Origin of the sequence: Pseudomonas sp. NPDC077649, from assembly GCF_044542855.1 — a bacterium.
In the GTDB taxonomy this organism is placed as follows: Bacteria; Pseudomonadota; Gammaproteobacteria; order Pseudomonadales; family Pseudomonadaceae; genus Aquipseudomonas.
The window spans coordinates 1,152,910-1,165,778 of record NZ_JBITVF010000001.1; the positions used below are offsets into that span (position 1 = coordinate 1,152,910).

10 protein-coding genes and 2 pseudogenes are annotated in these 12,869 nt (G+C 67.5%); 11 read left to right on the forward strand and 1 reads right to left on the reverse strand.

Translation table 11 applies throughout. The annotated features are described in order from the left end of the window. The first annotated feature begins 35 nt into the window (after window positions 1-35). The 9 genes and pseudogenes from ACIGFL_RS05310 to ACIGFL_RS05350 all read left to right on the forward strand — a co-directional run bounded on the left by ACIGFL_RS05310 (window position 36) and on the right by ACIGFL_RS05350 (window position 10,632). A complete protein-coding gene (locus tag ACIGFL_RS05310; protein WP_397496365.1) occupies window positions 36-1,199 on the forward strand; it encodes an acyl-CoA dehydrogenase family protein in 1,164 nt (387 codons plus the stop codon). A gap of 10 nt (window positions 1,200-1,209) precedes the next feature. Further along, window positions 1,210-2,562 carry an MmgE/PrpD family protein gene (locus ACIGFL_RS05315; protein WP_397496366.1) on the forward strand — a complete coding sequence of 451 codons (1,353 nt, stop codon included), beginning with the start codon at window positions 1,210-1,212 and terminating at the stop codon, window positions 2,560-2,562. A gap of 14 nt (window positions 2,563-2,576) precedes the next feature. Further along, complete coding sequence (locus ACIGFL_RS05320; protein WP_397496367.1) at window positions 2,577-3,779, forward strand: CaiB/BaiF CoA transferase family protein; 1,203 nt, start codon at window positions 2,577-2,579, stop codon at window positions 3,777-3,779. After that, window positions 3,776-4,603 carry an HpcH/HpaI aldolase/citrate lyase family protein gene (locus ACIGFL_RS05325; RefSeq protein ID WP_397496368.1) on the forward strand — a complete coding sequence of 276 codons (828 nt, stop codon included), beginning with the start codon at window positions 3,776-3,778 and terminating at the stop codon, window positions 4,601-4,603. Before ACIGFL_RS05320 ends, ACIGFL_RS05325 begins: the two co-directional genes overlap by 4 nt. Before the next feature lie 74 nt (window positions 4,604-4,677). After that, window positions 4,678-5,673, forward strand: coding sequence for a TRAP transporter substrate-binding protein (locus tag ACIGFL_RS05330; protein ID WP_397496369.1), 996 nt, complete (start codon window positions 4,678-4,680; stop codon window positions 5,671-5,673). A 123-nt stretch (window positions 5,674-5,796) separates the two neighbouring features. Further along, window positions 5,797-7,758, forward strand: a complete 1,962-nt coding sequence (acs, locus tag ACIGFL_RS05335; protein ID WP_397496370.1) for an acetate--CoA ligase — start codon at window positions 5,797-5,799, stop codon at window positions 7,756-7,758. Window positions 7,759-8,073: 315 nt separating this feature from the next. Beyond that, window positions 8,074-8,850 (forward strand): annotated as a pseudogene (locus ACIGFL_RS05340) (CHASE3 domain-containing protein); the annotation flags it as partial. 267 nt (window positions 8,851-9,117) lie between these two features. Then, window positions 9,118-9,705 (forward strand): annotated as a pseudogene (locus ACIGFL_RS05345) (methyl-accepting chemotaxis protein); the annotation flags it as partial. A gap of 147 nt (window positions 9,706-9,852) precedes the next feature. Further along, a complete protein-coding gene (locus tag ACIGFL_RS05350; protein WP_397496371.1) occupies window positions 9,853-10,632 on the forward strand; it encodes an EAL domain-containing protein in 780 nt (259 codons plus the stop codon). A 67-nt stretch (window positions 10,633-10,699) separates the two neighbouring features. Here the strand turns inward: ACIGFL_RS05350 and ACIGFL_RS05355 are convergent, their stop codons facing one another. Continuing rightward, window positions 10,700-11,377: a DUF4197 domain-containing protein gene (locus ACIGFL_RS05355; protein ID WP_397496372.1), complete on the reverse strand. Its 678-nt coding sequence runs from the start codon at window positions 11,375-11,377 to the stop codon at window positions 10,700-10,702. A 211-nt stretch (window positions 11,378-11,588) separates the two neighbouring features. On the opposite strand from ACIGFL_RS05355, the gene ACIGFL_RS05360 reads away from it, so the two are divergent. Together ACIGFL_RS05360 and ACIGFL_RS05365 are read left to right on the forward strand one after the other, a co-directional pair. Further along, window positions 11,589-11,990 carry a hypothetical protein gene (locus ACIGFL_RS05360; RefSeq protein ID WP_021441952.1) on the forward strand — a complete coding sequence of 134 codons (402 nt, stop codon included), beginning with the start codon at window positions 11,589-11,591 and terminating at the stop codon, window positions 11,988-11,990. Window positions 11,991-12,215: 225 nt separating this feature from the next. Next, on the forward strand, window positions 12,216-12,869 hold the full coding sequence (locus ACIGFL_RS05365; RefSeq protein WP_397496373.1) for a TIGR04211 family SH3 domain-containing protein: 654 nt from the start codon (window positions 12,216-12,218) through the stop codon (window positions 12,867-12,869).

Here is a 12,869-nt window from a genome sequence, read left to right on the forward strand (position 1 = left end):
ATGCGAAGCGGGCCATGGCTGACCGAGGACCTGAGATGAACCCCAACCACAACGAAGAACTCAACGCCATCCGTGAAGGCGTACGCGCCCTCTGTGCGCAATTCCCCGCCGACTACTGGCGCAAGATCGACGAGGAGAAGGGCTTTCCCGAGGCCTTCGTCAGCGCCATGACCGAAGCCGGCTGGCTGTCGGCGATGATCCCGGAAGAGTACGGCGGTTCGGGCCTGGGCCTGGCCGAGGCCTCGGTGATCCTCGAGGAGGTCAACCACTGCGGCGGCAACTCCGGCACCATCCACGGGCAGATGTACAACATGTTCACCCTGCTGCGTAACGGCAGCGAGGAGCAGAAGCGCCACTACCTGCCCAAACTCGCCAGCGGCGAACTGCGCCTGCAATCGATGGGCGTGACCGAGCCGACCACCGGCACCGACACCACCAAGATCAAGACCACCGCCGTGCGCCAGGGCGACAAGTACGTGATCAACGGGCAGAAGGTGTGGATCTCGCGCGTGCAGCATTCCGATCTGATGATCCTGCTGGCGCGCACCACGCCGCTGGCCGAGGTGCAGCGCAAGTCCGAAGGCATGTCGATCTTCCTGGTCGACCTGCGTGAAGCCATCGGCAACGGCCTGACCGTGCAGCCGATCGCCAATATGGTCAACCACGAGACCAACGAGCTGTTCTTCGACAACCTGGAGATTCCCGCCAGCAGCCTGATCGGCGAGGAGGGCAAGGGTTTCCGCTACATCCTCGACGGGCTCAACGCCGAGCGCACACTGATCGCCGCCGAGTGCATCGGCGATGGCCGCTGGTTCATCGAGAAGTCCGCGCAGTACGCCCGCGACCGCGTGGTGTTCGGCCGGCCCATCGGCCAGAACCAGGGCGTGCAGTTCCCCATCGCCGAGGCGCATATCGAGATCGAGGCTGCCGACCTGATGCGCTGGCGCGCCTGCGAGGAATACGACGCCGGGCGCAACGCCGGGGCCGCCGCCAACATGGCCAAGTACCTGGCGGCCAAGGCCAGCTGGGAGGCGGCCAACGCCTGCCTGCAGACCCACGGCGGCTTCGGTTTCGCCAACGAATACGACGTCGAGCGCAAGTTCCGCGAAACCCGCCTGTACCAGGTGGCACCGATCTCCACCAACCTGATCCTGTCGTACGTGGCCGAGCACCTGCTCGAGCTGCCGCGCAGCTTCTGAGGAGCCGGTCATGAGCACAGATACTCAGAAGCTTGCGGCCTTTCTTGCCGACCTCTCTTACGAGCAGATTCCCGCACACGTGCTGGATCGCAGCGAAGACCTGTTCCTCGACTGGCTGGGTTCGGCCCTGGCCAGCGAGGGCGCCCGGCCCATTCCGTTGTTCGAGGCCTATGCGCAGCAGATGGGGCCGGCCGATGGCCCGGCGCGCATCCTGGTCAATGGCCGGGGCACCTCGGCGTACTTCGCCGCGCTGGTCAACGGCGCCTCCTCGCACCTGGTGGAGCAGGACGACCTGCACAACAGCTCGGTGCTGCACCCGGCCACCGTGGTGTTCCCGGCCGCTTTGGCGGCGGCGCAGGACCTGGGCAAGTCCGGCCGCGAACTGCTGCTGGCCTCGGTGGCCGGCTACGAGGCGGGCATTCGCATCGGCGAATTCCTCGGTCGCTCGCATTACCGCATCTTCCACACCACGGCCACCGTCGGCACCTTGGCCGCCGCGGTGGCGGTCGGCAAGCTGCTGGACTTCGACCAGCAGCAGTTCGTCCATCTGCTCGGTAATGCCGGTACCCAGGCCGCCGGGCTGTGGGAATTCCTGCGCGACGCCGCCGATTCCAAGCAGCTGCACACCGCCAAGGCGGCGGCCGATGGCCTGCTGGCGGCCTACTTCACCGAGCAGGGCCTGACCGGCGCGCAGAACATCCTCGAAGGCGAGCAGGGCATGGCCGCCGGCATGTCCCGCGACGCCGACCCGAGCAGGCTGTCGGATCGCCTCGGCCGGCGCTGGGCGCTGGTGGAAACCTCGTTCAAGTTCCACGCCTCCTGCCGCCACACCCATCCGGCGGCTGACGCGCTGCTCGACCTGATGCAGCGCGAAGGCCTGCGCCACGAGCAGATCCAGCGCGTCATCGCCCGTGTGCACCAGGGCGCCATCGACGTGCTCGGCCGTGTGCAGGTGCCGCAGACCGTGCACCAGGCCAAGTTCTCCATGGGCACGGTGCTCGGTCTGATCGCCGTGCATGGCAAGGCGCAGCTCACCGAGTTCGAGAAGCTGTCACTGACCGACGCCGACGTCGCGGCATTTCGCGACAAGGTGCAGATGCGCCTGGACCCGGAGGTGGATGTGGCCTACCCGCAACGCTGGCTGGGCCGCATCGAGGTGATCACCACGGATGGCCGCACCCTGCGCGGCGCCATCGACGAGCCCAAGGGCGACCCGGGCAACAGCCTCAGCCGCAGCGAGCTGGAAGACAAGTTCCGCCGCCTGCTGGCCTTCGCCGGCCAGCGCAGCAGCGATGAGGCCGGCGTGCTGATCGATCGGGTCTGGCGCCTGCGCGAAACCGACGACCTGAGCCAGTTGGCCTGACCGAGGACATGGACATGAACAACGCACAACAACCCCGGCCACTGGATGGCATCACCGTGGTCAGCCTGGAACACGCCATCGCCGCGCCGTTCTGCACCCGTCAGCTCGCCGACCTGGGTGCGCGGGTGATCAAGGTCGAGCGCCCCGGCAGCGGCGACTTCGCCCGCGGCTACGACGAGCGGGTCAGCGGCCTGGCCTCGCACTTCGTCTGGACCAACCGCTCCAAGGAAAGCCTGACCCTCGACCTCAAGCAGGACGACGCCATGCAGGTGTTGGACAGCCTGCTGGCCGGCGCCGACGTGCTGGTGCAGAACCTCGCCCCCGGCGCCGCGGCGCGCATGGGCCTGGCGTTCGAGGCGCTGCACGAGCGCTTTCCCCAGCTGATCGTCTGCGACATCTCCGGCTACGGCGAGGGCGGCCCGTACGAGCAGAAGAAGGCCTACGACCTGCTGATCCAGAGCGAGGGCGGCTTTCTCTCCGTCACCGGCGGGCCGGGCGAGGAGGAGATGGCCAAGGCCGGCTGCTCCATCGCCGATATCGCCGCCGGCATGTACGCCTATACCGGCGTGCTCTCGGCATTGATGCTGCGCGGCAAGACCGGCGTCGGCAGCCGCGTTGACGTGTCGATGCTGGAAAGCCTGGTGGAGTGGATGGGCTACCCGCTGTACTACGCCTACGACGGCGCCACGCCACCGCCGCGCGCCGGCGCCGCGCACTCGACCATCTATCCCTACGGCCCGTTCCCGGCCGGCGACGGCGGCACGGTGATGCTCGGTCTGCAGAACGAGCGCGAGTGGCAGGCGTTCTGCGCCAAGGTGCTGGAGCAGCCGGCGCTGGCCGGTGACGAGCGCTTTTCCGCCAACTTCAAGCGTTCGGCCAACCGCGCCGAGCTGCGCGCCATCATCGTCGAGGCCTTCTCCCGCCTGAGCGCGGCGCAGGTGATCGAACGCCTGGAGCAGGCGCAGATCGCCAATGCCCAGGTCAACGACATGGCTGGCGTCTGGGCCCATCCGCAGCTTAAGGCGCGCCAGCGCTGGCGCCAGGTCGACAGCCCCAGCGGCAGCCTGCCGGCCTTGCTGCCGCCGGGGCGCAACAGCGCCTTCGAACCGCGTATGGATGCCGTCCCGGCGCTGGGCCAGCACACCGATGCGCTGCTCGCCGAGCTGGGCTACGCCGCCGGTGATATCCAGCGCCTGCATCAGCGGGGGGCCGTATGAGCCATTCCGTTATCCGCAGCGCCCTGTTCGTGCCGGCGAGCCGCCCGGAGCGCATCCCCAAGGCGCTGGCCGTGGGTGCCGACGCGGTCATCGTCGATCTGGAAGACGCCGTGCAGGAGAGCCTGAAGGTCGAGGCGCGGGCCCATCTCGAAGCCTTCCTCACGGCCAACCCTGAAGCGCGGATGCTGGTGCGGATCAACGCCCCCGAACATGCCGGGCACGGCGCCGATATCGAACTCTGCGGCCGTCATGCCGGTGTCGTCGGCGTGCTGTTGCCCAAGGTGGAAAGTGCCGCCCAGGTCGCACGGGTGGTGGCCTGCGGCAAGCCGGTGTGGCCGATCATCGAGAGTGCGGCGGGGTTGCTGGCGCTGGCGGAAATCGCCCGCGGCGAGGGCGTCGAGCGCCTGTCCTTCGGCGCCCTCGACCTGGGCCTGGATCTCGGGCTCGCCAGCGGCAGCGCCGGTGCCGAACGCATCCTCGACCAGGCCCGTTATGCCTTGCTGCTGCATTCGCGCACGGCAGGCCTGGCCGCGCCGCTCGACAGCGTATTTCCCGCCATCGAGGACCGCGACGGCCTGGCCCGCACCGCGCGCGATGCCCGCGACATGGGCTTCGACGGTTTGCTGTGCATCCACCCGACCCAGGTGGCGATCGTCCACGACGCCTTGCGCCCGACGGACCAGGAGCTGGCCTGGGCCCGTCGCCTGATGGCAGCGGCCAGCAGCGGCGAAGGCGTGTTCGTGGTCGACGGCCAGATGGTCGACGCCCCGGTGCTGGGCCGTGCCCGTCGTCTGCTGCAACGCGCCGGCGAGAGCCCGGCCTGAACACCGGTCGGCGGCGCTGCGTCGCCGGCCCCTTCGTCCCACGTACCGACCTACAACAACAACGAGGTAACGTCATGTTCAAACTCACCGCCAAGGCGCTCGTCTGCGCTGCCATCCTCTCCTGTGCCGGGCTGGTTCAGGCTGCCGAGGAACCCATCCTCATCAAGTTCGCCCATGTGGTGGCGGACAACACGCCCAAGGGCCAGGGCGCGCTGCTGTTCAAACAGCTGGCCGAAGAGCGCCTGCCGGGCCGGGTCAAGGTGGAGGTCTACCCCAATTCCTCGCTGTTCGGCGACGGCAAGGAAATGGAGGCGCTGCTGCTCGGCGACGTGCAGCTGCTGGCGCCGTCCCTGGCCAAGTTCGAGCAGTACGCCAAGCCGGTGCAGATCTTCGACCTGCCGTTTCTGTTCGACGACATGGCCGCGGTCGATCGCTTCCAGGGCGGCCCGGCCGGCCGTGCGCTGCTGACCTCCATGGAGGACAAGAACATCACCGGCCTGGCCTATTGGCATAACGGTCTGAAGATCATGTCCGCCAACAAGCCGCTGCATGAGCCGAAGGATGCCCGCGGTCTGAAGTTCCGCGTGCAGGCCTCGGCAGTGCTCGAGGAGCAGTTCAAGGCGGTGCGCGCCAACCCGCGCAAGATGAGCTTCGCCGAGGTCTACCAGGGCCTGCAGACCGGCGTGGTCAACGGCACCGAGAACACCTGGTCGAACTACCAGAGCCAGAAGGTGCACGAGGTGCAGAAGTACATGACCGAGTCCGACCATGGCCTGATCGACTACATGGTGATCACCAACACCCGTTTCTGGAAGGGCCTGCCCGATGACGTGCGCGGCGAGCTGGAGGCGATCATGGCCGAGGTCACCGTCGAGGTGAACCGTCAGGCCGATGCGCTGAACCAGAGCGCCAAGCAGGCCATCGCCGCGGCCGGCACCACCGAGATCATCGAGCTGACCCCGGCGCAGCGCGCGCAGTGGCGCGAGGCCATGCGCCCGGTGTGGAAGAAGTTCGAGGGCGAGATCGGCGCCGAGCTGATCCAGGCTGCCGAGGCGTCGAACCGCCCCTGACACCTGAAAAACTGCCGCAAGACCATGGTCTTAGAGCGGTAAGACCATGGTCGAATGGCCACACGAAGGGTCGGGGGATACAAAAGGCAGCATAAAAAAACAACTCGCCATCGAGGTATATCCATGAGTGCTGCGTCTCTTTATCCCGTGAGCCCGGAAGCGGCCGCCAGGACCCTGACCGACGAGGCCACCTACAAGGCCATGTACCAACAGTCGGTGGTCAACCCCGACGGTTTCTGGCGCGAGCAGGGCAAACGCCTCGACTGGATCAAGCCCTACACCAAGGTCAAGCAGACCTCCTTCGACGATCACCACGTCGACATCAAGTGGTTCGCCGACGGCGCCCTCAACGTCTCCTACAACTGCCTGGACCGTCACCTGGAAGAGCGGGGCGATCAGGTGGCGATCATCTGGGAAGGCGACGACCCGGCCGAGCACCAGGAAATCACCTACCGCCAGCTGCACGAGCAGGTGTGCAAGTTCGCCAACGCCCTGCGTGGCCAGGACGTGCACCGCGGCGACGTGGTGACCATCTACATGCCGATGATCCCCGAGGCGGCGGTGGCCATGCTGGCCTGCGCACGCATCGGCGCCATCCACTCGGTGGTATTCGGCGGCTTCTCGCCGGAGGCCCTGGCCGGGCGCATCATCGACTGCAAGTCGAAGGTGGTGATCACCGCCGACGAAGGCGTGCGCGGCGGCAAGAAGGTGCCGCTGAAAGCCAACGTCGACGACGCGCTGACCAACCCGGAAACCCACAGCGTGCAGAAGGTCATCGTGGCCAAGCGCACCGGCTCGGCGATCAAGTGGAACCAGCATCGCGACATCTGGTACGAAGACCTGATGAAGGTCGCCGGCAGCGTCTGCGCGCCGAAGGAAATGGGCGCCGAGGAGCCGCTGTTCATCCTCTATACCTCCGGCTCCACCGGCAAGCCCAAGGGCGTGCTGCACACCACCGGTGGCTACCTGGTATATGCCTCGCTGACCCACGAGCGGGTGTTCGACTACCGCCCGGGCGAGGTGTTCTGGTGCACCGCCGACATCGGCTGGGTCACCGGCCACACCTACCTGATCTACGGCCCGCTTGCCAACGGCGCCACCACCCTGATGTTCGAGGGCGTGCCGAACTACCCGGACGTCACCCGCGTGGCCAAGATCGTCGACAAGCACAAGGTCAACATCCTCTACACCGCGCCGACCGCGATCCGCGCAATGATGGCCGAGGGCAAGGCCGCCGTGGCCGGCGCCGACGGCTCCAGCCTGCGCCTGCTCGGTTCGGTGGGCGAGCCGATCAACCCCGAGGCCTGGCACTGGTACTACGAGAACGTCGGCCAGAGCCGCTGCCCGATCGTCGACACCTGGTGGCAGACTGAAACCGGCGCCTGCCTGATGACCCCGCTGCCGGGTGCCCACGCGATGAAGCCGGGTTCCGCCGCGCGGCCGTTCTTCGGCGTGCAGCCGGCACTGGTGGACAACCTGGGCAACATCATCGAAGGGCCTGCCGAAGGCAACCTGGTGATCATCGACTCCTGGCCGGGTCAGGCGCGCACCCTGTACGGCGACCACGACCGCTTCGTCGACACCTACTTCAACACCTTCAAGGGCATGTACTTCACCGGCGACGGCGCGCGCCGCGACGAGGACGGCTACTGGTGGATCACCGGCCGGGTCGACGACGTGCTCAACGTCTCGGGGCACCGCATGGGCACCGCCGAGGTGGAAAGCGCCATGGTCGCCCACCCGAAAGTCGCCGAGGCCGCCGTGGTCGGCGTGCCGCACGACATCAAGGGGCAGGGCATCTACGTCTACGTCACCCTCAACGCCGGCGAGGAGGCCAGCGAGCAGCTGCGTCAGGAGCTGCGCAACTGGGTGCGCAAGGAAATCGGCCCGATCGCCACCCCGGACGTGATCCAGTGGGCGCCGGGCCTGCCCAAGACCCGCTCGGGCAAGATCATGCGCCGTATCCTGCGCAAGATCGCCACCGCCGAATACGATGCTCTCGGCGACATCTCCACGCTGGCCGATCCCGGCGTGGTGCAGCACCTCATCGACACGCATCGGCAGATGCAAGCCGCCTGCGCCTGATCGGCAACGGCAACCCGAAAGCCCCGCCCGGCCACAAGCCCGGCGGGGCTTTCGTTTTGGGCGGGGCTGGCCTTCGCCAGCGGCTTTGGCAGGGGCGGCGAAGGCTTGGTGCGGACCTGCCAGGGGGCGTGATAGATAGGGTCTAAGTTGTACATAGAGAATATCTTGTACAGTTTTTGTATCGATATGCATAATGGCGCTGTGCCATTTTTGCGCTGGCCATCGCCACCGGTGCCTTTTCCTGCCGGCGCTCCGAGCATCGCCGAGGGCCGTCAGCCCCGGCGCACTGTCTGCCCTTTCGATTCAGAGGCCTCCATGTTTGCCAATCTCAGCATTTCCCAGAAGCTGTATGCGGGTTTCGGCGTCGTTCTGCTGATCATCCTGATTCTGGTGTTGTCGACCTGGCGCGGTTTTGCCGAGGTCGACAGCACGGTCAAGCGCAATATCCATACCTACGATGTGCTCAACGAGTCAGCCTCGCTGCTGACCAGCCTGATCAATATCGAGACCGGCATGCGCGGTTTCGCCATCACCGGCGGCGAGCAGTTTCTCGCTCCGCTGAACGAGGGCGAGCGCAGCTTTCAGCAACACCTCGCGCAACTGCGCCGTCTGACCGCCGACAACCCCAAGCAGCAGCAGCGCCTGAGCCAGTTGCAGGCCCTGCACGATCAGTGGGAGCGCGAGGACATCCACGGCAATGTCGAGCTACGCCGCCAGGTGGTGGCCGGTGCGCAGTCGATGGAGGCGGTCATCGCGCAGATCAGCGCGGGGCGCGACAAGGCCAAGATGGACGCCATGCGCCAGCTGCTGGCCGATCTGCAGGCCGAGGAAAATGGCCTGCTCGCGCAGCGCAACCTCGCCATGCAAGCGGCCAAGTCGTCGTCGCTGGCAATTCTGCTGAGCGGCGGGCTGATTGCCGCGGTGCTCGCCATCAGCGTTGCCTTTGCCCTGTCGCGCAGCATCGCCGGACGCCTGCAGCCGGTCGTCGACGTGGCGCGCAGCATCGCCGAGGGGCGTCTCGATACGCGCATCGAGCGCGCCGGCCGCGACGAGATCGGCGTGCTGCTGGACGCCTTCGCCACCATGCAGGAGCGACTGCGCGAGATGATCGGGCAGATCCGCAGCGGCGCCGAGCAGCTGGTCGGCGCCGCACAGAACATCTCCAGCGCCGCCAGCCAGCTGTCGGTGTCCACGCAGGAGCAGTCCCACGCGGCGTCCAGCATGGCCGCCACGGTGGAGGAGCTGACCGTCAGCATCAACCATGTCGCCGACAACGCCAACGAGGCCCACAGCCTGTCCAGCGAGTCGGGGCGGCAGTCGTCGGAGGGCGGTACGGTGATCCAGCACACCCTGTCGAGCATGCAGCGCATCGCCGACACCGTGCAGGGCGCGGCCGCGCAGATCGGCGAGCTGGGCCAGCACTCGGACCAGATTTCCTCCATCGTCAACGTGATCAAGGAGATCGCCGACCAGACCAACCTGCTGGCGCTCAACGCGGCCATCGAGGCGGCACGGGCCGGCGAGCAGGGGCGCGGTTTCGCCGTGGTGGCCGACGAGGTGCGCCTGCTGGCGCAACGCACGGCCAATTCCACCCAGGAGATCGCCGAAATGATCAAGAAGATCCAGAACGGCACGCGCAATGCGGTGGGCAACATGGAGGTCGGCGTGCAGCAGGTCAGCAGCGGAGTGGAGCAGGCCAGCCAGGCCGGCAACGCCATCGTCAGCATCCGCGAAGCTTCGGGGCGCGTGGTCGGCGTGGTCGACCAGATTTCCCTGGCGCTGCGCGAACAGACCGTGGCCAGCCAGGACGTGGCACGCAACGTCGAGCGCATCGCGCAGATGTCGCAGCAGAACAGCGAAGCGGTGGCGGATACCTCGCGTACTGCGCAGGCCCTTCAGCAGCTGGCGCTGTCCCTGGAAAAACAGGTGGCCTCCTTCCGGCTCTGATGGCGCGGAGCAGGCTATCCTTCGTCCGTCGGCCGCGGCGGTTCGCCGCCCGAGCCGAGGCGTTGCGCTTTTGTCAGTTACGAAGTGCCGGGCTCCCGCGACGGGCCCGCGCCAACGGTGGTCTTCGCCCCTGACCAGGATGCTCCCATGAACAGTGACAGCCAGAGTTTCTTCCCCCAACCCTTTCGCCCGCTCGGCTGCGCCGAGTGCCGCAACCCCGAGGCGCTGGGGTTCGACTTCACCATGGCCTTTCAGCTGATTCTGGATGTCGAGGAGCGGCGCCCCTTCGCCTATGAGGCGCTGGTGCGCGGCGTCAACGGCGAGTCGGCGGGGGAGATTCTCGGGCGGGTCAACGATGGCAACCGCTATCGCTTCGACCAGGCCTGCCGGGTCAAGGCCATCGAGCAGGCGGCTCGTCTCGGCCTGCACGAAATCCCCGATTGCCTGCTCAGCATCAACTTCCTGCCCAATGCGGTGTACCGCGCCGAGACCTGCATCCGCGCGACGCTGGAGGCGGCCAGGCGTTTCGAATTCCCCCGCGAGCGGCTGATGTTCGAGGTCACCGAGGGCGAGCAGATCCACGATGCCGAGCACCTCAAGCGGATCTTCGCCGAATACGGCCGGCAGGGCTTCACCACCGCCATCGACGACTTCGGCGCCGGCTACTCCGGGCTCAACCTGCTGGCCACCTTCCAGCCGCACGTGCTCAAGCTGGACATGGTGCTGACCCGCGGCATCGACCAGGACCCGGTGCGCCAGGCGATAGTCGCCGGCATCGTCCTGGTGGCGCGGCGGCTGGGCATCCGCATCATCGCCGAAGGCATCGAAAGCGCCGGCGAGCGCGACGCGCTGATCGAACTGGGCATCCGCTACATGCAGGGCTACCTGTTTGCCCGGCCGCAGCTCGGCGCGCTCAGCCGGCCCTGAGCTGGCCACCAGGTAAAACGCCCCGCCGGCCGGGGGCCGAGCGGGGCGCTGTCGCGGCAGGCGGCGATCAGAGCGCGCCGAATACCTTCTTCGCCAGGCTGGTGGCGGCGCCGGCCGGGTTCTGGCGGATGTTCGCTTCCTGCACGGCAATCATCTCGAACAGGCCGTTGAGCGCCTGCTCGGTGACGTAACCTTCCACCGTGCTGCTTTTGGCGTCGACCACGCCGAAGGCCGCGGCCTGGCCGGCGAAGGCGTTGTACTGCTGGGCCAGGCCGACCTGGTCGGTGGCCTGCTTGACGATGGGCAGGAACTTGGCGCGGATCTGCTCGCGGCTGCTCTGGTTCAGGTACTGGGTGGCGGAGTCTGCGGGGCCGGCGAGAATCGCCTTGGCATCGGCCAGGGTCATCTTCTTCACGGCGTCTACCAGCAGCGCCTGGGCCTGCGGCACGGCGGCTTCGGCGGCCTTGTTCATGCTCGCCTCCAGCTGCTCGACCTGGGCGCCCATGCCCATCATCTTCATGGTCTTGGCGGCCTTGCCGAGGTGGCCCGGCAGCTCGATGCGCACGTCCGGGTTGTCGCTGAAGCCGCCGGGCGTGCCGAGCTGCTTGACCGCCACCTGGGCGCCCTGGATCAGCGCGTCCTTGAGGCCGCCGCTGGCGTCCTGCTGGCTCAGGTCGGAGAGGGACAGGGCGAAGGCGCTGGCCGAGAGCAGCAGGGCGGCGGCGACTGTGGTGAGGCGAAGCATGGTGGTCTTCCTTGTGCGGGTGAGAGTGGGGCCAGCTTAACGGCTGCTGCAGGGCCTGCTCAACGCAGGGCGTCGACGCGGATGCGCAGCCGCTCCTTGGTGGATCAGGGCTTCAGACCCCGGCGGCGGCAAGAGGTTGCCTGGCCCGGCCATCGCCCTGCACGACGCGGCAGTGGGCAACGGCATTCGCGGCTGGCTATGATCCTAGCCCATGACTTCCCTGCCACCGCTTCGTCATCCCTGCCCAGCGGGCGTCTGCGACTGTCGGCGCGAACAGCTGCTGGACGCGCCGGGCGCCGACACGCGCATCCTGCTGCTCACCCGTCAGGAGGAGCAGCGCCTGCTCGAGCGCCTGGAGAACCTGCAGAGCCTGGAGGAACTCGAGCGCTTGCAGCAGCGCATGTTCGAGCAGCTCGGCATTGGCCTGCATATCGCTCCCGGCCATGGCGAGGTGCGCAGCATGCGCGGCATCGGCTTTCGCTTCGACGAGCAGCCGGGCCTGTGCCGCAAGACCCGCCAGGCGATCCCGGCGGCGATCCGCCGCGCCCTGGAGAAGCGTCCGGAGATCGCCTGGCGCCTGCTCGATGCGCACGATCTGTTTCGCGACAGCTGAGGCCACCCGTCTCGCCTCCAGGCGCGCGAGTGAACTCACGGCGCTCGCCCCGGTCTTTCTCCTGTCGGCCCGCCGGGGCGGCGCGGGTGGCCATTGGCCGGCTGGCTGAAGGCCTCCTCAGCGCGCCTCCGGTACCTCCGCTGCAGCCCATGGCGCTGCCTGTGGCCGACCTCGCACCGCGCCCGCCCGGCGGGCTTCGTTTTCGTCGCCACGTGAAGATCGCCCATGTCCTTATCCCGTCATTTCCCCGTTATTCCGACTCGACCCTTCGCCGCCTGTCTGTTCGGCGGTCTGCTGGCGCTCGCCCCTGCGGCACAGGCCGAGGAGGCCGGCAATGCGCGCTGGGTCAGCGACAGCCTGAACACCTACGTGCGCAGCGGGCCGACCGACGGTTACCGCATCGTCGGCACGCTGAGTTCCGGGCAGAAGGTCGAGCTGCTGCGCAGCCAGGGCGATTACAGCCAGGTGCGCGCGGAGAACGGCAACGCCGTGTGGATTCCCAGCCGCGACCTGCAGGCCGTGCCCGGCCAGGCCGAGCGCCTGCCGCAGCTGGAGCAGCAGGTGGCCGAGTTGTCCGCCGAGCTGAAAGGCATCGACGACGCCTGGAAGGCCCGCGTGCAGGGCATGCAGGAGACCCTGGACTCGCGCAAGCAACTGATCGACGAGCTGCAGGCAGCCCGCAGCGCGCTGGACAGCGAGCTGACCACGGCCCGCGCCGAGTTGCGCGATGCCCAGGCGCAGCTGGGCGAGGAGCAGCAGCAGGTGCTGATGCGCTACATGGTCTACGGCGGCGGTATCGCCGGCGCCGGGCTGCTGCTTGGGCTGATCCTGCCGACCATGCTGCGGGTCAAGCGCAAGCGCAACGATCAGTGGTTCTGA